We start from the raw sequence: 21,773 nt of genomic DNA on the forward strand, positions 1-21,773 counted from the left end.
CGCTCGACGCGGCGACCGCGCCGGCGGCGCCGGACATGGCCGACGTGATCGGGCAGCGCGGCGCGCGCCGTGCGCTCGAAGTCGCCGCGGCCGGCGGCCATCATGTGCTGATGGTCGGGCCGCCCGGCGCCGGCAAATCGATGCTGGCGACCCGCCTGCCCGGCCTGCTGCCACCAATGACCGACGACGAGGCGTTGACCTCGGCCGCGCTGCTCTCGGCGAGCATGTGCGGTTTCTCGCCGGCTCAGTGGCGCCAAAGGCCGTTTCGCGCGCCGCACCACTCGTCGAGCGCGGCCGCGCTGGTGGGCGGCCACAATCCGCCGCGCCCCGGCGAAATCACGCTGGCGCACCTTGGCGTGCTGTTTCTCGACGAATTGCCCGAGTTCGACCGGCACGTGCTCGAGACGCTGCGCGAACCGCTCGAGGCCGGGCGGATCACCATTTCCCGCGCCGCGTGGCAAGCCGACTTTCCGGCTGCCTGCCAGTTGATCGCCGCGATGAACCCGTGTCCGTGCGGCTGGCGAGGCGATCCGAACGGCCGCTGCCGGTGCACGCCGGAAATCGCGGGGAGGTATCTGCGCAAACTATCCGGACCGTTGCTCGACCGCATCGATATCCAGATCGAGATTCCCGCGCTTTCGCCCGCTGAGCTTTCGGCACGCGCGGCGGAAAGCGGCGAACCGAGCACGACTATCGCCGCGCGCGTCCAGCGGGCGCGCGAGCGTCAATTCGCGCGGCAAGGCAAGACGAACCGGGAGCTGGACGGACGCGAGGTCGACGAGGTGTGCCGGCCGGATAACGCAGGCGAAGGCCTGTTGCGCGAGGCGGGCGAACGCTTCGGCTGGTCGGCGCGGGCCTATTACCGGGTGCTGAAAGTTGCGCGAACGATCGCGGATCTTGCCGGCGTCGACACGCCAAATACAACCCAGATAGCGGAAGCGGTGCAGTACCGGCGGGTGTTCGCAAACGCTTGATCTCAGCAAAATAAGCGTGTCAAGACTTGACTTATACACACAAAGCAGGCCTCGACAGATTTTGATACAACTGAAAGGTACTTGTGAGGCCTGCGTTAAAGTCCTTTGATTTTGTTGAGATTTTCGCTGTGCCAAGAATCAGGGCAAAATAACCTCAGGCCCGCTGGACGGGCTTTTGCGGGCCACCACAGGGAGTTTTCAACAAAGATATCCACAGGTCCTGTGGGTAACCGAAAAATCTCTGAGAAATCCGCCCACTAGCGCCTTTAGCTACGAAGGAACTTTCACTTCGAATCGCACTACACGGTTCGTCGAAGGCGGACGTTTTACCGGTCTTAATACAGTTTGAACGACTGGAAGAATTGATCTAGCTGCTCCGGCGGTAGCTCCTGCTTGCCGATTACCGCCGCCTGATAGACGTGCCGTCCCTTCGCGACAAGGCGTGCGTGCATGATCCGCGGCTCCTTTTTCGGGCCCGCGGCGCCGCTGAACGTCACTTCGAGGCCTTCGACGTCCCCGCCCGCGGCAAGCGGCACCGGCGTCGCGTGGGCGTCAGGTGCGGCGCCGAGATTGCGTGCAAGGCCGTTACGCAGGAAGTCGAGCGCCTCGCGCTGCGTCTGCGGATCGTCGTTCGGCAGCATCACCGTGCCGACCGCGAATACCGTATCGCCGGCTTCGGCGATCTGCATCGCCATCCGCATCGGCTTGCCGTCGATGTCGATCTGCCGCTCATCGAGGCTCGGCTTCGCCGGCAGGTCGACGGTGTAGCCGTTGTCGTTGTTCATGATCGTGCGCCAGTCGTAAGTCGGCGAACACGCGGCGAGCGACGCGGCGCACACCCATAGCCATGCCCATACGCCTCGCGCACGATACGGCGCAAACCGGCTTGACCGGCTGATCGCGCTTGCCGGCGCGGCGCAGCCGGCAAGCGCCGCTGGGGCTTCGATATCGGGAGTACGGCGAAAGAAGCTGCGAAGGAAGCTGCGGAGTGAGCCGCAAAGCGAAAGCGAACGGAAATCGACACGAAACATGAATGACAGGACAGTCGGAATTGCGCTGAAAACGCCATTATCCGCCAGCACGCACGCCGCTGCCGGCCGGTTCCGATTGAGGCTACAATGGCTGCCGCAGCACACGCGAGCAAGTGAGCCCGCCCACGCGAGCAACGCGAGCCTGCCGCTTTCGCGCACACGGTGCGCCCCAGAGGTCCGATCCATGAGTCAAGATACAGTTTCCCGGCGCGCGAGCCCGATTCGCTATATCGCGATGGCGGTGGTCGCCGGCGCAATCGCCTTCGCGGGCTATTTCGCTTTCGGCAGCCAGCAGCACGCGCCCGACGCCACCTTCACGCTCCTTTCCGGTCAGAAGATCTCGACTGCCGATCTCAAAGGCAAGGTCTATCTGGTGAACTTCTGGGCGACGAGCTGCGACACCTGCATGAAGGAAATGCCGCAGATGGTCGACACGTATAACCGCTTCAAGGGCAAAGGACTCGAATTCATCGCCGTCGCGATGCCTTACGACGCGCCGATGTACGTGAGCAACTACACCGAAACGCGCCGCCTGCCGTTCAAGGTCGCGATGGACGACGGGTCCGCCGCGAAGCAGTTCGGCAATGTGGAGCTCACGCCGACCACGTTCGTCATCGGTCGCGATGGCAAGATTCTGAAGCGCTACGTCGGTGAACCGAGCTTCCAGGAACTCGACGCGTTGCTCGATAAGGAACTCGGCTCAGTCTGAGCCGTCATTACGCAGCAAGTTTTTGCAATAGGCCCGCGCATCGAGCGCGGGCCTTTTTGTTGTGCGCTTTGTTGTGCGCTTTGTTGTGCGCTTTGTTGTGCGCTTTGTTGTGCGCTTTGTTGTGCGCTTTGTTGTGCGCCTTGTTGTGCGCCTTGTTGTGCGCCTTGTTGTGCGCCTTGTTGTGCGCTTTGTTGTGCGCTTTGTTGTGCCCTCGTGTGCGCCCGTCCGCAGGTTGCGCACTGCAAACACAGCGTCGCATTCACCTCCCGTCTTTCCACGTCCTCCATCCCGGCGGCGCACGCGCCGATATCTGACCGCTCCTGACGCCGTTTGATGTGCGATCCCGGTATGTCACGCCGCCCGCAACCCGATGCTTAAATCGTTCGGCGCGTGCACTTCAGTCGAGCGCCGGTCTGCACAACGGCAGTTCGTTGTGCATGCATCGATCTATCAGCTCGCACCGCGAATCGCTACATCAGAGACGGGAGCCTCATGAGAATCAGTGACTATAGCAACACGTATGCGCGCGAAGGAGCGCCGGACCAGATGCCGCCACTGCTTGCGCTTGCGCCTGCGTCGCAACCGCAGACAGGTCTGTATCCACCGGCTCAACAGGCGGATCCGGATATTCAGACAGGGCGGCCCGCATCGAACGTCAATGCGACGCCGTACGGTATCGGCAACACGCCTCTCACGCGAAGCAACAACGGTAACGACGCCGACCGTATACCGACGTGGAACGCCACCCAGCCGCCGCGGCCGGAAGAACCCGGCGCGGCCAGCCGTCCCGGAAATTCGATCGACGACGCGAACGGCAACCACGTTCGCGATCGCTGGGACGACAGCGGCGCGCACATCCGGGATTCGTGGAACGACCGGAACGGCATGCGCGCCCACGAGATGTGGGACACGGATGGCACGCACGTACGTGATGCATGGAACGAAAAGACCGGACAGCACGCCCGCGATACGTGGGCATCGAACGGAGCGCACGTGCGCGACGGGTGGGATGAGCAGGGCAACCATCTGCAGGAGGTATGGAGCGCACAAGGCCAATACCTGCGCAACGCATGGAACGAGCTGACGGCACGTGTGCAGGACATGCTCAAGCGCAAACACGACGGCGAGGACAACCCGGCAAGCAATCGGAACAAGCCGGGCGATCCCGCGCCCGGTTCACCCATCGATGTTCAGACCCAGCCTGGTACGGGGCAGGGCGACGCAGACTCGCGCCAGCCCGGCGCAGGTGATCGACACGCGCCCCCCGCGGACACGACAACCTCCGACTGGCGCCCGGTCGGCGATGGTCGATATGGCCGCGGCGCGGGCCCGGCAGGCCGCGTGGCCGGTCGCGGCGATGACGGTGATGGTGACGACGATGCGGCGGGCCCGACGGGCGGTGACGGCGACGGCGCGGCAGGGCCGACAGGCGACGATGGCGGCGGCTCAGCAGGCCCAACAGGCGGCGACGGCGGCGGCTCGGCAGGCCCAACAGGCGGCGGTGATGGCGGCTCAGCAGATCCAACAGGCGGCGATGGCGGCGGCGACGGCGGCTCAGCAGGCCCGACGGGCGGCGCAGGCAATGCACGCCCCAGGCGAAACACAGGCCCCTCCGGGAACACGGCCGCTCCCGATCCGGAAATGCGCGGCGCCGCGTCCCAGTTTTCGCAAGCGCAGTTAAACCGCCTGAATAGCGCGAGCCACAACCTGATACACATCCTGGATCGCGCACTTGACAGGCTCGACAAATACGGCGCGAACGACCCTGAGCTCAAGCAGTGGTTCGGCGCGAACGCAAACCCTGACCAGATCAGGCAGACCCTGATGAAGATGCGGCAAACACTTGCCTCCGGGGACTATAAGTTCGCCCTCGATCCGCCGGCTCCCGGTAACTGGGAAATGGCGCACGTGTTCCCCAACGACCGGTCACACACGATCCACGTACGGCCGCACATGCTGGATCCGGTATTCGGCAAGAACACGCCGGAGATCACGCTGGCCCATGAGCTGAGCCATTTCGACGACATCGGCGGTACTCGCGATCACATTTACGGCGACCGGAACGCGCTGACGCTCGCCCGAACCAACAGCGCGACCGCCATGAACAACGCCGAAAACTACGGCATGTTTATCCGGCAAGTGACGTCGGCATAACGAGACCTGCGTGGCAGGCGCTTCGCCGCAAGCGAGCGGTGCTGGACGCAGGATCGCCACGTCATTCATGGACCGGCCGAAGGCCAATGGCCGGCCCTTGCCAACGCTAGCGTTCGCCTTCCGCGCCCGCCGCCAATCCATAGCGTTTGATCTTTTCATAAAGCGTCGCCTTGCCCAGCTGCAACCGGTCGGCGGCCACCGCGACCGCGCCGCCCGCCTGCTCCAGCGCCTCGGCAATCACCGCGCGCTCGAACTGCTCGACGCGCTCCTTCAGCGACAGCGTCGCCGCGTCGTCGGCCGACGTCGCAACCGTATCGTCGACGATACCCAGCACGAAGCGGTCGGCCGCGTTGCGCAGCTCGCGCACGTTGCCCGGCCACTCGCGCTGCATCAGACTCGTGCGCTGCCGGTCGGTCAGCATCGGCGCGGGCCGCTGATATCGCACCGCCGCGTCGAGCAGGAAATGCTCGAAGAGCGGCACGATATCCTCGCGACGCTCCGACAACGGCGGCAGTGCGATCGTGACGACGTTCAGCCGGTACAGCAGATCGCGCCGGAATGTGCCGGCCGCGACGTGCTCCGTCATATCGCCTTTCGCCGCGGCCACGATGCGGCAATCGACACGAATGAGCTGGTTCGAACCGAGCCGCTCGAGCACGCCGTCCTGCAGCACACGCAGCAGTTTCACCTGCAGCGCAAGCGGCATGCTCTCGATTTCATCGAGAAAGAGCGTGCCGCCCGACGCGTGCTCGAGCTTGCCGATGCGCCGCTTCGCGGCGCCGGTGAACGCGCCCGGTTCGTAGCCGAACATCTCGGACTCGAACATCTGCTCGGGCAGTGCGCCGCAATTGACCGCGATAAACGGCTTGTCGCACCTTGGCGACAATTCGTGAAGACTGCGCGCGATCAGTTCCTTACCCGCGCCGGTGTCGCCGTTGATCAACACGGCCGCGTCGGTCGGCGCGACGTTCGCGATCAGGCGGCGCACCTGCTCGATCGCCGGACTGCGGCCGATGATGCGCGGCGCGACCGAACTTTGCCCCGCCAGCTCACGACGCAGCGCGAGATTCTCCAGCACCAGCGTGCGGCGCTCCAGCGCGCGCCGCACGGTCTCGACAAGCCGCTCGGAAGCGAACGGCTTCTCGATAAAGTCGTACGCGCCGTCGCGCATCGCCTGCACGGCCATCGAAATGTCGCCGTGCCCGGTGACGAGAATCACCGGGACATCCGGCGCGCGCTCGCGGCATTGCGCGAGCAGTTCCAGCCCGCTCGCGCCGGGCAGCCGTATGTCGCTGACCACGACGCCCGCAAAATCGGCGCCGATCAGTTTCAGCGCGGACTCCGCAGCCGCATGCCCCATCACTTCGAAGCCCGCGAGCTGCAGGCTCTGCACGCTCGCGCGCCGCACGAGTTCGTCGTCTTCGACGTACAGCACCTGGATGCTTTTGTTCACCATGATCGTCGTCACATGAATTCAGGTTCCCGCCGCGAGCGGGTCGCCGATCGGCACGCGCGCGCGACGCAGCGTCAGCGCAAACACCGCGCCGCCGTCCGGCGCATTGCGCGCGGCGAGCGAGCCGCCGCAGTCGCGCGCGATCGACGACGAAATCGCAAGGCCGAGGCCGAGCCCCTGTCCCATCTCTTTCGTCGTGAAGAACGGTTCGAACAGCCGCGGCAATACATCGGCTGGAATGCCCGGCCCGTTGTCGCACACGGCGATGGTCAGCGTCGCGTCGGAGGCTTCCATATCGATTGCGATCCGCGACGCGGGCACGTCGGCCACCGCATCGAGCGCATTGCCGAGCAGATTGATCAACACCTGCTCGAGACGCAGATCGTCGCACGCCACCATCAGTTCCCGATGCTCGGCCTCGACGTCGAAGCGCTCGCGGACCGGTTGCGCGGCGCTCGCATCGATCAGCGACACCTCGACCGTCACACCTTGCAAGCGCTTTTGCAGCAGCGCGAGCACGTTATGCAACGCGCGCGCGACCGGCGAGCGCACATTACGCGGCCGCGCGCGGCCGACAAAAAGCTTTAGCTGATTGGTGATCTTGCCCATGCGCTCAGTCAGCGCGGCAATCGCCTCGAGGTTCTCATGCGCGGCCGCCTGGTCGCCGCGCTCGAGCAATACGCGCGTGTTGTCCGAGAAGCTGCGCAAGGCGGCGAGCGGCTGGTTGAGCTCGTGCGTGATGCCCGCCGCCATCTGTCCGAGCGCGGCAAGCTTGCTCGCCTGGATCAGTTCATCGTGTGCGGCGCGCAACTCCTGTTCGGCGCGCGCGCGTTCGCGCACTTCGTTTTTCAACTGCTCATTGGCTTGCGACAGGTCCGCGGTGCGCTCGGCAACGCGCTGGTTCAGCTCCGCATACGCCTTTTGCAGCAGCGCCCGGCTGCGCATCACTTCGCGTACGCGCGCGCGGCGCATGCGCCAGTAAAACAGCAGCAGGCATACCGACACATAGCCGAAGCCGGTCACGATCGTCGCATAACGCGCGTTCGCATTCACCGGATCGACCGGCGACATCGTGATCAGATGCCAGTCCGGTTCGCCGAGCGCGCGGTTCGACGCGAGATAACGCGGCGCGTAGCGCCCGCCGCCGATGCGCACGATCTGCGCGTGGCCGCTCAGCGTGCGTTCAATGGTCATCGGCAGCGGCGCGATCGATTGCTGCGCGTACTGGCGCGTTTGCCGGATCGACTCGATCACGTCATTGGAAAGCGGCCGCACCGTGTGGTACTTCCACGCCGGCACCGACGACAGAAAGATCACGCCGTGATCGTCGGTGACGATGAGCGGCTCGGACGCATCCGCGCCCTGCAACCACTCGAGATTGAGTTTGACGACCGCCACGCCGACGATCTTGCCGTCGCGCAACACCGGTTGCGAGATGAAATAGCCGGGATCGTGCGAGGTCGTGCCGATGCCGAAGAAACGCCCGACGTGGCCACGCACCGCGTCGATAAAGTACGGCCGGAACAGGTACTCGACGCCGACAAAGCTGTCCGAATCGAGCCAGTTGCTGGCCGCGACGCAGATGCCGTCCGCCTTGATGATGTAGGTGACGTTCGCGCGCGCCTGGCGGTTCAGGTCTTCGAGATAGCGGTTCGCACGTTCGACGTTGGCCGGATTCGGCGCTACCACGACGTCTTGCACGATCGGGTGTTCGGCCAGCAGATACGGCAGCGACTCGTAGCGTTCGAGCGTGCTTCTGAGCGCGCTCGTCGTACGGTCGGCACGCACCGCCGCGTTCAGCCGCAGCGTTTCGATGCCGCGCTGCCAGCTGATCGACCACGTGAGCCCACACGCCGCCGCAAGCCCGGCGACGAGCGCGAAGAAAACGAGCAGGCGGCGAGTCACGATGGCGAAGTCCGATCCGGAGTCGGGTTGGTCGGATTCGCCTATTGTGTCACATTGCGCGGCGTCGGCTGCGTGCCGCGCCGCGTGATATAGGTGGTCTCCCCGCCCCCGCGCAGCATGTGTTTGCCACTCGGTCGCAGGCGGCGCCGCCGTGCGTTGCGGCGCCGTTGTTTCCATTTGCCTAGACTTCAGCGGTTTCGCTGACCGACACGTCGCGCCGCATGACCGCGCGCAGCTTCGAGCGATCGAGTTCGCGCTCCCACGCCGACACCACCACCGTCGCAACGCCATTGCCGACAATGTTCGTCAGCGCACGGCATTCGCTCATGAAGCGGTCGATACCGAGGATCAGCACCATGCCCGACAGCGGAATGGTCGGCACCACCGCCAGCGTCGCGGCGAGCGTGATGAAGCCTGCGCCGGTCACTCCGCTTGCGCCCTTCGACGTCAGCATCGTCACCGCCAGCAGCGTCAGTTGCTGCGTCAGCGTGAGGTCGGTATTGGTGGCCTGCGCGATAAAGAGCACCGCCATCGTCATATAGATGTTGGTGCCGTCGAGATTGAACGAGTAACCGGTCGGCACCACGAGACCCACCACCGAGCGCGAGCAGCCCAGCTTCTCGAGCTTCAGCATCAGTTGCGGCAGCGCTGCTTCCGACGAGCTCGTGCCGAGCACGATCAGCATCTCTTCCTTGATATACGCCACGAAGCGCAGGATGTTGAAGCCGACCGCGCGCGCGATGATGCCAAGCACGACCACCACGAACACGATCGAGGTCAGATAGAACGTGCCGATCAGTTTCAGCAGCGGCAGCAGCGAGCCGATACCGTACTTGCCGATGGTGAAGGCCATCGCGCCGAATGCGCCGATCGGCGCGAGCTTCGTGATGATCTTGACGATGCCGAACAGCACGCCCGAGATGCCTTCGATAAAGTCGGTGACGACCTTGCCGCGCTCGCCGATCGTCGCGAGCACGCTGCCGAACAGCAGCGCGACCAGCAGGATCTGCAGGATTTCGCCCTGCGCGAACGCCGACGAGATCGTGTCCGGAATGATGTGCATCAGGAAGTCGACGGTCGTCTGGCCATGCGCCTTCGCGGCATAGGACGCGACTGCCTTGCCATCGAGCGTCGCCGGATCGATGTTGAAGCCGACGCCCGGCTTCAACACGTGCGTCGCGATCAGGCCGAGCACCAGTGCGAACGTCGACACGATTTCAAAGTACAGCAGCGCCTTGCCGCCGACGCGGCCGACTTTCTTCATGTCCTGCATGCCGGCGATGCCGGTGACGACCGTGCAGAAGATGATCGGGCCGATCACCATCTTGATCAGCTTGATGAAGCCGTCGCCAAGCGGCTTCATGTCGACGGCGAAGGCCGGCGAGAAATGTCCGAGGATGATGCCGATGACAATCGCGGCGATCACCTGGACGTAAAGGATTTTATAGAAGGGTTTCTTCACGATGGTTCCTGCGAGGGAGTGAGCCACTGGCTCGCCGGGCCGCGCATGCTGCGAACGAAGGTCGTACGCCTGCGCGCGACTGACAAGCCGCTACAAGACGACGATTTCAGAAGGTCCAGGACAGGAATTCAGGCATCGTTGTCTCCTTGCTTTATTTGTGAGCGGCAACGTAGCGTGCCGCGCCGATACTTTGCAAAGTCGATGCCAACGCAAGCAGTTCGACTGCGCGTTGATTTTCAAAGCTATTTTTCGCCCAGACGGGATGGGCTGTCCGGGTTTCCGGAAATCCGGAATCGGGATGTCGGAGATTCCAGAATGTGGGTGCAGGGTGAAACCCTAAGCGCGCGCGGGCTGTCGGGACTGTTCGCGCTGTCTCTTTCGGGTATCTGCGGACGCAAGCCTGGACCCAGGAGCATCGCGACGCAACGGTGCGCTCGACCGGATTCAGGACAACGCGTTAGCGCCAATGAGGTCGAGCCGGTCCGTGCAAATCATGTCGACGCCCCATTGCACGAGTTGCCGCGCGCGAACCGGATCGTTCACCGTATAGGCGAGGACCCGCAGCCCGGCGGCGTGAATCTCGTCGATCAGCGGTTGCGTCAGATGCCGGTGATCCGCATGCAGCGATACGCACTGCAACTCACCCACGATGCGCCGCCAGTCACCGGGAACCTCGTCGAACAGCATGCCGCGCGGCAGATGGGGGGCGGCGGCGCGTGCCGCAGCCAACGCGTCGAAGGAGAACGATGACAGCAACGGCGTTTGCGAGCGCCACAGCGAAAGTGCCACCGCCGCGACGAGTTCTCCAGTCAATGCGTCGCGACCAGGACAGGGCTTGATTTCGATATTGGCGGCGAGGCCGTCCCGCTCGCAACGAGCGGCGGCATCCGCCAGCGTAGGCAGGTGTTCGCCCGCAAAGCGGCGATCGAACCACGAACCCGCATCCAGTACGGCGAGGTGCGCCCACGTCTGCTTCGCCGCGTCGCCACGCCCGTTTGTCGTGCGGTCGAGCGTGTCGTCGTGCAGCAGAAACGTCTGGTTATCCGACGAGAGCTTCGCGTCAAACTCGACCATCCGGTAGCCGTGCCGCACGCACGCGTCGAACCCGGCCAGCGTATTTTCCGGCGCAAGCTTGCCGCCGCAGCGATGTGCCACCCACTGCGGGTATGGCCAGAGCGCGGATAGCCCGTCATCGGTTTTGTTTCTCATCATGGACCTGCGTAAGACTGGTTCGATGTACCCACACTCACTACGCAACCAGCATGCGAACTTCCCGCTGCATGCGTGGTGTCATTTGGCGCACCTCCTTGGCGAGGTTGATCTGCATCGCGGTTGACGCGACGTCGACCAGCGACTGCTCGAAATTGTAGTTGCCCTTGGACCGCAACCACCCGAGGATGTCGGCCAGATGCCACACCGTCGTGGTTCCTTCGTGAACCGGTGTCGGAAAGCTTGTTGCATGCGTGATCATGAGCTTGCGCATGTTTTGCCGCGTGACGCCGACCGCTTGCGCAGCATCGGTGAGCCCGACGAAATCGGGCGCAGCCTCGATCAGCCTCGCCGACGGCACGGCCGTCTTGACGCTTGCGAGCGCGCTGACGAGCGCTTCTTCCGCCGACCTCGCCTTGCGCGTGAATTCGAGTGCGATGCGCCCCGGTTGCCCGAGACCGACCAGCGCGTCATCGCAACCCGCCGCACCGAGCCGCTCGAGAAGATCGTCCATATCGACGTCGCGTTCCGACAGCTGATACTTCAACGTGAAAACGTAGTCCATAGCTACTCCTTGTTCGATACGAGCCGTATGGCCGGCCGATGTTTCATGTGCGTCGCACAGTTGTCGACAACCCGCTTCAACGCGTTGGCGTGATTGCCCGCGCTACGCGGCGTGCGCCACACACAGGCGATACAAAACTCTCCGCAGCGACATTCGTCGTCGTTGTAAGGGCAATAAAGCTTGCCCCAAGCGTGACTTCCGCCAACCTCGACACGCCAACCGTGTGCTTCGGCATGCTTGAGCGCTGCTTCTATCTCCTTCTTGGGATGAACTGAACGCGTCATGCTGACCTCAAGAATAGAGATGTAATTCGTCGTTGTCAATTGACAACTTTTTTGAGATGGCGCGACTTTCACCGTACCGTCGTAGTACGAAACATGCCCCAGTTGAAAAGTATTCGTTCATGGATGCCCTCGCAACGTGTTCGAGAGAGAGCATCGTGCCGGGCAAGCCGTCACACATCAATATGCCGAACGATGTAGTCCGGAGCATTCGGCGGCGGCGCCATCGCATGGACCGCATGAAACAAAAAAGCCCGCATGGAAAGCGGGCTTGCAGCAAACCTGTGACTCGAAGCGTGGCGTCTTCAGACCACGCCGGCTCCGTGAGCCTGCACGTCGGCGTGATAGCTCGAGCGCACCATCGCGCCGACCGCCGCGTGCGTGAACCCCATCTTGTAGGCCTCTTCCTCGTACATCCTGAACGTGTCCGGATGCACGTACGCGCGCACCGGCAGGTGGTGTTCCGACGGTTGCAGGTACTGACCGATCGTCAGCATGTCGACGTCATGTGCGCGCAGGTCGCGCATCACCTGCAAAATTTCCTCTTCCGTTTCGCCAAGCCCCACCATCAGACCGGACTTCGTTGCGACATCGGGATGCAGCGCCTTGAAGTCTTTCAGCAACTTCAACGAGTGCGCGTAGTCCGAACCCGGGCGCGCCTCCTTGTACAGACGCGGCACCGTCTCGAGGTTGTGGTTCATCACATCGGGCGGCGCGGCATTCAGGATGCCGAGCGCGCGATCGAGGCGCCCGCGAAAATCAGGCGTCAGAATCTCGATACGCGTTTCCGGAGACAGCTCACGCGTCTTGCTGATGCACTCGACAAAGTGCGCCGCCCCGCCATCGCGCAGGTCGTCGCGGTCCACGCTCGTGATCACCACGTATTTTAGTTTCAGCGCCGCGATCGTGCGCGCCAGGTTGAGCGGCTCGTCGGCATCGAGCGGATCAGGACGGCCGTGGCCGACATCGCAAAACGGGCAGCGGCGCGTGCATTTGTCGCCCATGATCATGAACGTCGCGGTGCCCTTGCCGAAGCACTCGCCGATGTTCGGGCAACTCGCTTCCTCGCACACCGTATGAAGGTTGTGCTCGCGCAGAATCTGCTTGATTTCGTAGAAGCGCGAATTGCCGGTCGCGGCTTTCACGCGGATCCAGTCCGGCTTCTTCAGCTTTTCGATTGGAACGATCTTGATCGGGATACGCGCAGTCTTCGCCTGCGCTTTCTGCTTGGCCGTCGCATCGTATGCAGCAGGCGCCGCAGCGGCATCGGGAGTGGGTTGGCCTGCGAGGTTCGCGGTAACGTCAGTCATTCGTTCGTTCCAGTGAGGCGGTAGCAGAACAGGCCTGCGGTTCTGCCTGCGGTTTTGTCTGCGGTTGTACCTGCGATTTTGGCTGCAATTGGGTCTGCGGCTGAGTCGCGGCGGGGAAAACACCGTCGATGTTTGCGGTGAGGCACGCTGCCAGCGTACGGGCGACTTCGGCCCAGCCGGCGCTTACACCCAGCGTCGCCATATCGACCGTTTCGAGCCCCGCGTAACCGCATGGATTGATCGCGAGAAACGGCTGCAAGTCCATATCCACGTTCAGGCTTACGCCGTGGTAACTGCAGCCATTGCGGATTTTCAGCCCCAGCGCGGCGATTTTCGCGCCGACGTGCGGCCCTGCGGCCGGGCCCGGCGCGACATAGATGCCCGGCGCGCCCGCCTTGCGTTCTCCGGCGAGATTATACGCCGCGAGCGTTTCGATCACGGCCTGCTCGATGCGTGTCACGAGCTCGCGCACCATCAGTTTGCGCCGCCGCAAATCGAGCAGCAGATAGGCCACCACCTGACCAGGGCCGTGATAGGTGATTTGCCCGCCCCGGTCGACCTTGACGAGCGGAATGCCGCTGTCCGCCGCCAGCAGATGCGCAGGGTCGCCCGCCTGGCCTAACGTAAAAACGGGGGGATGCTCGACGAGCCAGATTTCGTCCGCGGTTTCGGCGGTGCGCGCTTCGGTGAACGCGCGCATCGCGTCGAAACTGGCCGCGTAGGGTTCAATGGCGCGCCAACGCAGCACGATGGACGTCGAAACGGGCGCTGCCGCGGCAGCGCCAACCGGGGTGGTTTCAGGTAGCGCCGCTCCGGCACGGGTAGAACCGGACGGCGCGACAGGCGGGATAACCGGCGTGGCACACATGATTGCGCGAGTTTACCGAAAACTTGCGTGTCACGCCGACGGCAGCTCGATCCACGAGAGGCCCGGATCGATACGGGGCCATACCAATGCTCGCTGCGGGCCTTGGCAGCCGCCCCGTCACACCGTCCGCCAGTCTCCGCGCACGCGCGCGCCGAGCCGCTCGACGACCCGCGCAAGCCAGTTGAGCGCACGCTCGTTGGCCCGCTTCGGCACATAGAACACGACATACGCGTGCGTGCCGCGCTCAACGCTCAGCCACAACCGTTCGCCGCGACGCAGCCGCAACGCTCTACCCGGTTCGAGCCAGTAATCGTCGACGTCGTCGCTGCGGGTCACCCATACCGCGCCGCCATGCACCGACAGCCGCGTGCTGCTGGTGACGCGCAGCGGCACCGTCTCGCCAGCCAGGAGTTCGAAGCGGATGCTAGAGGAAATTTCTTGCATGACACCCTCGCAAATGAACGTTTCATGCCTACAATCGTAGACGGGACAAGGGTTTGCACCAAACGATCATTTTTCACGGTTATGTGAGAAAAACTAACAATGGACCTTCGCGATCTGCCTGCACTGAACGCGGTCAAGGCGTTCGAAGCCGCCGCGCGGCACGAAAGCTTCTCGCGCGCCGCCGACGAGCTGTTTGTCACGCACGGCGCGGTGAGCCATCAGATTCGCGCGCTGGAAGCCGAACTCGGCGTCACGCTCTTCACCCGCGAAGGCAAGCGTCTGCGTCTGACCGACGTTGGCCGGCGCTATGCGGTACGCGTGCGCACCGCGCTTGTCGGACTCGCCGAAGCCACCCGTGAAATTCGCTCAAGCGATCGGGAAAAGCGGCTCGTCGTCTCAATCCTGCCGTCGTTCGCCGCGCGCTGGATGACGCCTCGCGTCGGCAGCTTTATCGAAGCGAATCCGCAGTGGGACCTCGAGCTGCAGACCAGCAACGTGCTGGTCGACTTCGCACGCGATGACGTCGATGTCGCCGTCCGGTTCGGCTACGGCCGGTACCCGGGCCTGCACGTCGAACTATTGCTCGAGGAAGTGTTCTTTCCGGCCTGCACGCCGGACTTCAACGGCGGCGATCTGCCGAAAACACCTGCCGACCTGGCCAATGTGCCGTTATTGCGATCGGACGATCAGTTGTGGAAGCGCTGGTTCGACGCGGCCGGTCTGCCGGACTGGCCGGAACCGCGCCGTGGCGTGCTGTATCAGGATTCGTCTAACCTGCTGCAGGCGACGATCGACGGGCAGGGTGTCGCGCTTACGCGGCGCGCATTGGCGACGCATGAAATCGAGGCAGGGCGGCTGGTACGGCTATTCGATGTCGACGGTCCGAGCCCGTGGCAATACTTTTTTGTCTGCCCGCCGCAGTTGCGGCATACGCCGCGCGTCGAAGCCTTCCACGACTGGATTTTCACTGAAGCCGAGCGCTTCAGGAACGAGTTGCAACGGGTTGGCTCAACCGGCCCGAAGCGCCGTGCGCAGGGGCATCCGAAGAGCCGGTCTGGAGGCGATGCGAGCCCGCGCAAACCCGCGAAGAAAACTACAGAACAACCTTCACCATCGGATGCCCGGTGAGCGCCCGGTAGATATCGTCGAGATGCTCGCGATTCTGCGCACGTACGGTTACGGTCAACCCCGTGTAGTTGCCGCCGCTCGACGGGCGCGTCTCGATGGATGCGGCGTCGAACCCGCTATCGAATTGCAGGATCACGCCCGTGATGGTTGCGACGAATTCCGGGTGCGATTTTCCCATCACCTTGATCGGGAAATCGCAGGGGAAATCAATCAGTGAATCTCTTTCGGCGCTCATGCTATCGCCTCCTTACGGCAAACTGCGGGCAAACGGCGGGCAAACGACGGGAAAAACGGCGCGCAGACCACACAGGCACACTTGCAGCGCGAACTCGCGTGCAAACTACGTGCAAACTGCGAGCAACCCGCGGCCAAACCGCGCGCCCCCGCCAGCACGCGCGCGACCATCAAACCGGACGGCCGCCGCTGCGGCCGCACGCTCACTTCTTCTTGTTGAACATCAGCATCAACGAATCCCACACGCGGCCCACGATGCCCGCTTGCGGCACCGCCTGCAGCGCGACGATCGGGAATTGCGCGAGCGTCTTGCCGTCCGACACGAGCTTCGCGGTACCGACCTGCTGACCTGCCGCGATCGGCGCGATCAGCGGATCCGCGTGCTCGACCTGCGGCTTCAGCTTGTCGCCGAGGCCCTTCGGCAGCGTAATGTACTGGTCCATCGTCACGCCGAGCTTGACGGTGTCCTGCGTGCCCTTGTACACGCGCGGCGTTTCGATGACCTGCCCCGCCTTGTACAGACGCACCACGTCATACGCGCTGTAGCCGTAGTTCAGCATCTTCAGGCTGTCCTGTACGCGGTCGTGCTCCTTCTGCTCGCCCATCATCACCGTGACGAGGCGGCGCGACGCGTCGGGCACGCCCGCCAGCGGACGCTTCGCCGTTGCGATCAGGCAGTAGCCCGCGGCCTGCGTGTGCCCGGTCTTCAGGCCGTCGACGGTCGGGTCGATCCACAGCAAGCGGTTGCGGTTCGGCTGCTTGATCTTGTTGTACGTGAATTCCTTGACCGAGAAGATGCTGTAGTAGTCCGGATAATCGCGAATCAGGCGCGTCGACAGCACCGCGAGGTCGCCCGCGGTCGTGTAGTGCTGCGCGTCGGGCATGCCGTTCACATCGGCGAAGTGGGTGTTCTTCATGCCGAGCTTCTGCGCTTCGGCGTTCATCATCGTGACGAACTGCGACTCGCTGCCGCCGACCAGTTCGGCGAGCGCGATGGCCGCGTCGTTACCCGACTGCACGATCATGCCGTACACGAGATCGTGCACCGTCACCGGCTTGTTCGCTTCGATGAACATCCGCGATTCGTCGTTCTTCACGCGGCGGACCGCTTCGCTCGGCGTCACGGTCTGCTCCATCGAGATTTTCTTCGACTGCAGCGCCTGAAACACGAGGTACGCGGTCATCAGCTTCGTCAGCGAAGCGGGTTCGACGCGCTCATCCGGATTGCCCGACGCGAGCACCTGGTTGCTGGTCGCATCGACGAGCACCCACGACCGTGCGTTCACGGCCGGCGGCGGCACCTGCGCAAACGAGGAACTCGCGACGAGTGCCGCGGGCAGCACCACGCCGAGCATCGCGGCGCGGCTGATGGATGGGGGAACGAAGGACGCCAGTGTCGGGAAGCCGGGATTGGAAAAGCGCATAGGATCGGTTCAGGCAGAAATGGGCAATCACGCGTGAGCGGCGCGCGGTGTGAGCAAGCCGGCTAGCGTACGTCGCGCCGCATCGTGCCTCACCGATGCCCCAACAACGAGGTGAGCGGCAAGGATTGAAGGCAACGCGGCGCTTCTTGGACCACCGGCTACGCGATCGGTTCGCGCAGCGCGCCTCGCGTCCGTCGCGGCGCGAAGATGATCGAAGCGGATCATTGCGCGATGCCTGCGGCGAAATAGGGGCGCTGCGCCCAAAAAAGAGCGCTCATTATACGCGCCGCAAGACCACATTTTTCCAGCCGGGCCACGCTTTTTACGGTGTCTTTTGCAGATGTGTTGTGTTCATGCACCGCGCGCGGCGCGCGTCACGCGCACATCGCGGCGCGCATCGTGCCCGCCTTGCGGCGAAATGCGGCGACACCGGGGCAGTCGCGCGACGCGCGCAGCCGTTACCGCGCTACGGACACGACGCACACGACGCGCACGGCACTCAACGCCACGCGTCGACGACGATGCGCTTCAGAATGTGGAGCTTGCGATGCAGGAAATGCTCGGCGCCCGGAATCACGACCACCGGCAGTTCCTGCGGCGTCGCCCAGTCGAAGACCGACTTGATGGGCACCGTGTCGTCGATCTCGCCGTGAATCACGAGCGTGTTTTCCGGCACCGGCGCGACGTCCCAGTTGCTCGCCGCGGTGCCGACGAACACGATGCGCTCGATCGCACCGCCCTCCTCGCGCAGCCGCGCGGCCACGTGCGACAGCACGAACGTGCCGAACGAAAAACCCGCGAGCACGAGCGGCAGATCGGCCTGCCCGGGCTGCGCGCGCATGTAGTCGAGCACCGCGCGCAGGTCGTCGCGCTCGCCGATGCCGTTGTCGTGCTCGCCCTCGGTCGCACCGACGCCGCGGAAATTCGCGCGGTACGTCACGTAATTCAATTGCACCAGCGTGCGCGCAAGCGTCTGCGCAACCTTGTTATCCATCGAACCGCCAAAGAGCGGATGCGGATGCGCGACGAGCGCGATACCGCGCGGCTCGCCATCGGGCAGATCGAGCGCGACTTCGATCTTGCCGATCGGACCGTCGATCAAAAATTTCTGCGTATGAGCATTCATTGGCGCCGCTTCTGGGTCAATTGCAGGGATGAACTAAGGGTGAACTGAGGGTGAGCCGGGAGCGAACCGCGGACCGGTTACGAATCGGCTACAGCCGATTGATGAGCCGGGTTCACTGATCGATTTTCAGCCGCTCGACGATCTTGCCGTTCACAAGGTGCGACTCGACGATTTCGTCGATGTCGCTTGCGTCGACGTACGTGTACCACGTGCCTTCGGGATAGATGACGATCGTCGGTCCTTCTTCGCAGCGGTCGAGGCACCCGGACTTGTTGATGCGCACCTTGCCGGGCCCGGCGAGACCCAGCTGCTTCACCCGTTTTTTTGCGTATTCCTGCATTTCCTGCGCATTGCAGTTCGCGCAGCATGGGCGCGCCGCACCCGGTTCCCGCTGGTTCAGGCAAAAGAACACGTGATATTTGAAAAATGAATCCATCGGCGTAATCGGCAGGCGAAATGTTGTTGAAAGTGCGGAACGCGAGAAACGCGAGAAGCGCGAAGTCCGGCGTCGAAGCACGGCAATGACCCGAAACTTCAGCAGGCGTCGATCTCCTTCGATGCAACCGATTATAACGACCGCTTCTCATCCCGGCTTCTCACCACCGCTTCCACGCGCCGCTCACCGGCGGTTCAGGACTCGCGCCCGTCAGTCGCGCTTCGTGCCGCGTGCGCGCCGCCGCGTGAGCCATGCGCGCTCGGCGGAAAACGCGAGCCACACAAGCGCCGCATAGGGCCACGTCCACGCAAGCCAGCGCGCGAGCCCGTTGAAGTGCAGATAACGCCCCTGGCGCCAGTCCGCCAGCACGACATCGAAATAAGGATTCACCGGCAGCAGATTGACGAACACCAGCGCGGCGATCAGCGCGACGGCGGCGAGCGTCGCGCGCCACGCGGGCGGCAACGCCAGCGCGAGCAAAACCGCGGCGCTGCCGCACGCGAGTCCGATCAGCGCACCCGGCGTCGCCCAATCGAACAGCAGGCCGCTTTGCGACTGCAGGAAGGTCACGCCCGCCTTCACGACGAGCGTCAACACGATAAACGCGACGAGCAGCCGCCTGCGCGGCGCACGCGTACGCATCGGCAGCGACGCGAGCGCGCCGGCCGACAGCAGGCTCAGCGCGGTAATCACGGCCTCCCAGCCGTCGTCGGGCAGCCATGCGGCGGCGTGAGCCGGCCATGAAGGCACGTGCCATGCGGCGGGCGTCCACGCGAGCAGCGTGTCCTGCATGCCGGCGTCGAAGTGCTGCCACAACGCGCGCGGCCAGTCACCGAGGCCGAACAGGCGCGGCGCCGGAAACATCGTGGCAACCGGCCAGAGCGCCGCGATGCCGATGATCGCGGTGCGATCGCGCTCGAACCACAGGAAGCGCAGGCGGCGCAACAGGCCGCGATCGAGCAGCGCGCCGGTGGCAGGCGACATCAGCGTCGCGCCGAGCAACGCGCCAAGCCCGTTCGCGGCCAGATCGAGATTCGATGCGATGCGCGTCGGCAAATAGGTCTGACCCGCTTCCATCAGCGCCGACAGCAGCGCGCCCGCTGCAAACGCGAGCGCCACCGCCGGCGCGCCGCGCAGGCGCGGATAGACGGCCAGCACGACCAGCGCGCCGAACGGCATATAGCCGAACACATTGGTGACGACGTCGAAAAGCGTCAGGTATTGCGGCAGCGGATCGGCAAGATAAGCGAACGGCGCAAGGCCCAGCGAACGCCAGCCGTAAAACGGATACCACGAGCCGTACACGATAAGCGCCGCGTAGAGTACGAGCGCCTGCCTTGCAAACGTCGACGGGTGCCGCTGCCACAGCTTGTCGGTCATGCAGCGCTCCGGGGCGCGCGCGGCACGCCGCTCATTGCGCGGCGGCGAGCGCCTGCGTGCCGAGCCATGCGCTGATCTGCGCGACCAGATCGTCGCTCGCCGCCGCCAGCGCACGCGCGCCGCCGGCCGCATCCGGTGTGCTCGCCGGCGCGCGGGCGACAAAGGTGCGCTGGCCGATCACCTTGCCCTGGAAGGACAGCGTCGCGCGCGCGGACACCGTGCCGTGGCTTTGCGTCTGAGCGTCGAAGTCCTGCTCGAACGTTTCGAGGTCGACCCTCAGCACCGGCGCGTGCACGCCGTCGCCGCCCGTCAGCACCGTGCCGCGCGAGGACAGCGCGCCGCGCAATCGTTGCGTGAGCAACTGGGCGGGCGGCATGGTCCAGTGGCTGGTCGCGTACGCCGCCATGCGCTGCGCATCCGCATAGCTCAGCCGGTAGATCAGCCTGTCGGAGCCGAGCGTCTCGGGCGCGGTGACATCGAGCACCTTCACCACCGGCAGCGGCGCGGCGTTCGCGAGCTGCGCGGGCGGCCCGAGATCGTAGCGGGTGTCCGACAGCGCCGACGAATTGCTCGCGCATCCGCCGAGCAGCGCGCCGGCGGCAAGCGCCCACGCAAGCGCCGCGGCAAGCGCAACGCCGGACGGGAGAAGGCGGTTCATCATGCGTGACATGGCGTATTCCTCTCAGATCATTTTTGCGTAGCCGCAGCCTGCGCATCGGGCCATGAGAAACCCGGTTCGCCGGGACCCGGGGCCGGACTCGGCGCACCGAACAGGATGCTGCGCGGGCTCTCGCTGAACGTATCCGCCGCCTTGTCAACCGAGCGCACCGCCGTGCGCACATCGTCGGCCAGCGAGTTGACCTTCGGCAGCGTGTCGTAGCCGACCCGCGCCGACAACTCCTGCAACGTCGCGTTCATCTCGGTCAACGCATCGCCCGCCTGTTGCGCGGCCGTGCCGACCTTGTTCAGATTCGTTTCGAGCGGACCGTTGGTGCGGTTCAGGCTGGTGATGAGCTGGTTGGTCGAGGCGAGCGTCGCATTCAGCTGATCGACGGTGTGAGGCAGTTTGCCGGCGGCCGGCGCCATCTGGTGGCTGAGCGACGTGACGCCGTCAGCCGCCTTCTGCAGGCTCGCCGCGGTGGCGATCAGCTGGTCGCGCATTTCCGGGGACAGCAGGTCGTCGACATCCGCCGCGACTTTCTCGAGTTCGCGCAGCAGAACGTCGCCGCGCTTTTGCAGCTGATCGAAGAGACCCGGATGCAACGGCAACTGCGCAACCTGCCTGGCCGACGACGCAAGCGGCGTCTGGTCCTTGCCCGTATCGTCGAGCTGCACGAACGCGATGCCGGTGACGCCCTGCAGCGCAAGCGTGCCGAACGTCGAATGCGTGATCGGCGCGCGCTTGTCGACCATGATGCGGATGATGATCTGCCCGGGGTGGCTCGGATCGAACTTCAGCGACTGCACCTTGCCGACATCGAGCCCGCGAAAGCGCACCGCCGCGTCCGCATACAGGCCCGTCACGTTGGTGCGGGAAATCAGGTCGTACGGCACGCGCACCGACCGGTCGACGTTGAACAGGAACGCCGCTGCCGCGACCGCGAGTGCGAGCGCCACGGTGAAGAGCCCGGCCCAGAAGGCGTGGGATTTGTTTTCCATCGTCAGGTTCCTCAGGTTCTC

At 64.3% G+C, this 21,773-nt stretch carries 21 protein-coding genes; 4 read left to right on the forward strand and 17 right to left on the reverse strand.

Features of this window, described 5'->3' with window-relative positions:
* Window positions 1–974: YifB family Mg chelatase-like AAA ATPase (locus HV675_RS12480; protein WP_175111226.1), on the forward strand; the 974-nt coding region annotated here is incomplete at its 5' end.
* 335 nt (window positions 975–1,309) lie between these two features.
* Here the strand turns inward: HV675_RS12480 and HV675_RS12485 are convergent.
* On the reverse strand, window positions 1,310–2,005 hold the full coding sequence (locus tag HV675_RS12485) for a hypothetical protein (protein ID WP_377700448.1): 696 nt from the start codon (window positions 2,003–2,005) through the stop codon (window positions 1,310–1,312).
* 184 nt (window positions 2,006–2,189) lie between these two features.
* Between HV675_RS12485 and HV675_RS12490 the strand changes: the two genes are divergently transcribed.
* Window positions 2,190–2,714: a TlpA disulfide reductase family protein gene (locus HV675_RS12490; RefSeq protein ID WP_175111228.1), complete on the forward strand. Its 525-nt coding sequence runs from the start codon at window positions 2,190–2,192 to the stop codon at window positions 2,712–2,714.
* 546 nt (window positions 2,715–3,260) lie between these two features.
* Window positions 3,261–4,868 carry a M35 family metallo-endopeptidase gene (locus HV675_RS12495; protein WP_175111229.1) on the forward strand — a complete coding sequence of 536 codons (1,608 nt, stop codon included), beginning with the start codon at window positions 3,261–3,263 and terminating at the stop codon, window positions 4,866–4,868.
* A 106-nt stretch (window positions 4,869–4,974) separates the two neighbouring features.
* Here HV675_RS12495 and HV675_RS12500 read toward each other — a convergent pair whose 3' ends face one another.
* From HV675_RS12500 to HV675_RS12540, 9 genes are all read right to left on the reverse strand, one after another.
* Window positions 4,975–6,324 (reverse strand): sigma-54-dependent transcriptional regulator, encoded by a 1,350-nt coding sequence (locus HV675_RS12500; RefSeq protein ID WP_175111230.1) that lies wholly within the window; start codon window positions 6,322–6,324, stop codon window positions 4,975–4,977.
* A gap of 18 nt (window positions 6,325–6,342) precedes the next feature.
* The gene (locus HV675_RS12505) at window positions 6,343–8,403 is read right to left on the reverse strand and encodes an ATP-binding protein (protein WP_175111231.1); all 2,061 of its coding nucleotides are present in this window, start codon (window positions 8,401–8,403) and stop codon (window positions 6,343–6,345) included.
* 4 nt (window positions 8,404–8,407) lie between these two features.
* Entirely contained in the window at window positions 8,408–9,688 is a 1,281-nt protein-coding gene (locus HV675_RS12510; protein ID WP_175111232.1) for a dicarboxylate/amino acid:cation symporter, read from the reverse strand.
* Window positions 9,689–10,132: 444 nt separating this feature from the next.
* Complete coding sequence (gene ugpQ, locus HV675_RS12515) at window positions 10,133–10,897, reverse strand: glycerophosphodiester phosphodiesterase (RefSeq protein WP_175111233.1); 765 nt, start codon at window positions 10,895–10,897, stop codon at window positions 10,133–10,135.
* A 40-nt stretch (window positions 10,898–10,937) separates the two neighbouring features.
* Window positions 10,938–11,462 carry a helix-turn-helix transcriptional regulator gene (locus HV675_RS12520; protein WP_175111234.1) on the reverse strand — a complete coding sequence of 175 codons (525 nt, stop codon included), beginning with the start codon at window positions 11,460–11,462 and terminating at the stop codon, window positions 10,938–10,940.
* Window positions 11,463–11,464: 2 nt separating this feature from the next.
* Complete coding sequence (locus HV675_RS12525; RefSeq protein WP_175111327.1) at window positions 11,465–11,746, reverse strand: hypothetical protein; 282 nt, start codon at window positions 11,744–11,746, stop codon at window positions 11,465–11,467.
* Window positions 11,747–12,048: 302 nt separating this feature from the next.
* The gene (gene lipA / locus HV675_RS12530; protein ID WP_175111235.1) at window positions 12,049–13,053 is read right to left on the reverse strand and encodes a lipoyl synthase; all 1,005 of its coding nucleotides are present in this window, start codon (window positions 13,051–13,053) and stop codon (window positions 12,049–12,051) included.
* Complete coding sequence (gene lipB / locus HV675_RS12535; protein WP_246270215.1) at window positions 13,046–13,921, reverse strand: lipoyl(octanoyl) transferase LipB; 876 nt, start codon at window positions 13,919–13,921, stop codon at window positions 13,046–13,048. Before lipB ends, lipA begins: the two co-directional genes overlap by 8 nt.
* A gap of 117 nt (window positions 13,922–14,038) precedes the next feature.
* Complete coding sequence (locus HV675_RS12540) at window positions 14,039–14,365, reverse strand: DUF2917 domain-containing protein (RefSeq protein WP_175111236.1); 327 nt, start codon at window positions 14,363–14,365, stop codon at window positions 14,039–14,041.
* Between the two features lie 99 nt (window positions 14,366–14,464).
* On the opposite strand from HV675_RS12540, the gene HV675_RS12545 reads away from it, so the two are divergent.
* Window positions 14,465–15,493, forward strand: a complete 1,029-nt coding sequence (locus HV675_RS12545; RefSeq protein ID WP_175111237.1) for a transcriptional regulator GcvA — start codon at window positions 14,465–14,467, stop codon at window positions 15,491–15,493.
* On the opposite strand, the gene HV675_RS12550 is transcribed toward HV675_RS12545, so the two are convergent.
* The 7 genes from HV675_RS12550 to HV675_RS12580 all read right to left on the reverse strand — a co-directional run bounded on the left by HV675_RS12550 (window position 15,459) and on the right by HV675_RS12580 (window position 21,752).
* Entirely contained in the window at window positions 15,459–15,728 is a 270-nt protein-coding gene (locus HV675_RS12550; RefSeq protein WP_175111238.1) for a DUF493 family protein, read from the reverse strand. The genes HV675_RS12545 and HV675_RS12550 overlap by 35 nt on opposite strands.
* A gap of 202 nt (window positions 15,729–15,930) precedes the next feature.
* Window positions 15,931–17,151, reverse strand: a complete 1,221-nt coding sequence (locus tag HV675_RS12555; RefSeq protein WP_175111239.1) for a D-alanyl-D-alanine carboxypeptidase family protein — start codon at window positions 17,149–17,151, stop codon at window positions 15,931–15,933.
* Window positions 17,152–17,650: 499 nt separating this feature from the next.
* Window positions 17,651–18,277: an alpha/beta hydrolase gene (locus HV675_RS12560; RefSeq protein ID WP_175111240.1), complete on the reverse strand. Its 627-nt coding sequence runs from the start codon at window positions 18,275–18,277 to the stop codon at window positions 17,651–17,653.
* A 112-nt stretch (window positions 18,278–18,389) separates the two neighbouring features.
* Window positions 18,390–18,713 (reverse strand): (2Fe-2S) ferredoxin domain-containing protein, encoded by a 324-nt coding sequence (locus HV675_RS12565; RefSeq protein ID WP_175111241.1) that lies wholly within the window; start codon window positions 18,711–18,713, stop codon window positions 18,390–18,392.
* A gap of 210 nt (window positions 18,714–18,923) precedes the next feature.
* Window positions 18,924–20,093, reverse strand: coding sequence for a VanZ family protein (locus HV675_RS12570; protein ID WP_175111242.1), 1,170 nt, complete (start codon window positions 20,091–20,093; stop codon window positions 18,924–18,926).
* Window positions 20,094–20,124: 31 nt separating this feature from the next.
* Window positions 20,125–20,763: an ABC-type transport auxiliary lipoprotein family protein gene (locus HV675_RS12575; protein WP_175111243.1), complete on the reverse strand. Its 639-nt coding sequence runs from the start codon at window positions 20,761–20,763 to the stop codon at window positions 20,125–20,127.
* A gap of 17 nt (window positions 20,764–20,780) precedes the next feature.
* Window positions 20,781–21,752 (reverse strand): MlaD family protein, encoded by a 972-nt coding sequence (locus HV675_RS12580; RefSeq protein WP_175111244.1) that lies wholly within the window; start codon window positions 21,750–21,752, stop codon window positions 20,781–20,783.
* Window positions 21,753–21,773: the final 21 nt, after the last annotated feature.

The sequence above is a fragment of the Paraburkholderia solisilvae genome (genome assembly GCF_902859875.1).
Classification (GTDB): domain Bacteria; phylum Pseudomonadota; class Gammaproteobacteria; order Burkholderiales; family Burkholderiaceae; genus Paraburkholderia; species Paraburkholderia solisilvae.

Bases quoted from the DNA above. Each gene is read 5' to 3' on its own strand.
- HV675_RS12485 (WP_377700448.1), bottom strand. From the start codon at position 2,005: ATGTTTCGTGTCGATTTCCGTTCGCTTTCGCTTTGCGGCTCACTCCGC.
- HV675_RS12490 (WP_175111228.1), top strand. From the start codon at position 2,190: ATGAGTCAAGATACAGTTTCCCGGCGCGCGAGCCCGATTCGCTATATC.
- HV675_RS12495 (WP_175111229.1), top strand. From the start codon at position 3,261: ATGCCGCCACTGCTTGCGCTTGCGCCTGCGTCGCAACCGCAGACAGGT.
- HV675_RS12500 (WP_175111230.1), bottom strand. From the start codon at position 6,324: ATGGTGAACAAAAGCATCCAGGTGCTGTACGTCGAAGACGACGAACTC.
- HV675_RS12505 (WP_175111231.1), bottom strand. From the start codon at position 8,403: ATGGAAACAACGGCGCCGCAACGCACGGCGGCGCCGCCTGCGACCGAG.
- ugpQ (WP_175111233.1), bottom strand. From the start codon at position 10,897: ATGAGAAACAAAACCGATGACGGGCTATCCGCGCTCTGGCCATACCCG.
- HV675_RS12520 (WP_175111234.1), bottom strand. From the start codon at position 11,462: ATGGACTACGTTTTCACGTTGAAGTATCAGCTGTCGGAACGCGACGTC.
- HV675_RS12525 (WP_175111327.1), bottom strand. From the start codon at position 11,746: ATGACGCGTTCAGTTCATCCCAAGAAGGAGATAGAAGCAGCGCTCAAG.
- lipA (WP_175111235.1), bottom strand. From the start codon at position 13,053: ATGACTGACGTTACCGCGAACCTCGCAGGCCAACCCACTCCCGATGCC.
- lipB (WP_246270215.1), bottom strand. From the start codon at position 13,921: ATGTGTGCCACGCCGGTTATCCCGCCTGTCGCGCCGTCCGGTTCTACC.
- HV675_RS12540 (WP_175111236.1), bottom strand. From the start codon at position 14,365: ATGCAAGAAATTTCCTCTAGCATCCGCTTCGAACTCCTGGCTGGCGAG.
- HV675_RS12545 (WP_175111237.1), top strand. From the start codon at position 14,465: ATGGACCTTCGCGATCTGCCTGCACTGAACGCGGTCAAGGCGTTCGAA.
- HV675_RS12550 (WP_175111238.1), bottom strand. From the start codon at position 15,728: ATGAGCGCCGAAAGAGATTCACTGATTGATTTCCCCTGCGATTTCCCG.
- HV675_RS12555 (WP_175111239.1), bottom strand. From the start codon at position 17,151: ATGCGCTTTTCCAATCCCGGCTTCCCGACACTGGCGTCCTTCGTTCCC.
- HV675_RS12560 (WP_175111240.1), bottom strand. From the start codon at position 18,277: ATGAATGCTCATACGCAGAAATTTTTGATCGACGGTCCGATCGGCAAG.
- HV675_RS12565 (WP_175111241.1), bottom strand. From the start codon at position 18,713: ATGGATTCATTTTTCAAATATCACGTGTTCTTTTGCCTGAACCAGCGG.
- HV675_RS12570 (WP_175111242.1), bottom strand. From the start codon at position 20,093: ATGACCGACAAGCTGTGGCAGCGGCACCCGTCGACGTTTGCAAGGCAG.
- HV675_RS12575 (WP_175111243.1), bottom strand. From the start codon at position 20,763: ATGTCACGCATGATGAACCGCCTTCTCCCGTCCGGCGTTGCGCTTGCC.
- HV675_RS12580 (WP_175111244.1), bottom strand. From the start codon at position 21,752: ATGGAAAACAAATCCCACGCCTTCTGGGCCGGGCTCTTCACCGTGGCG.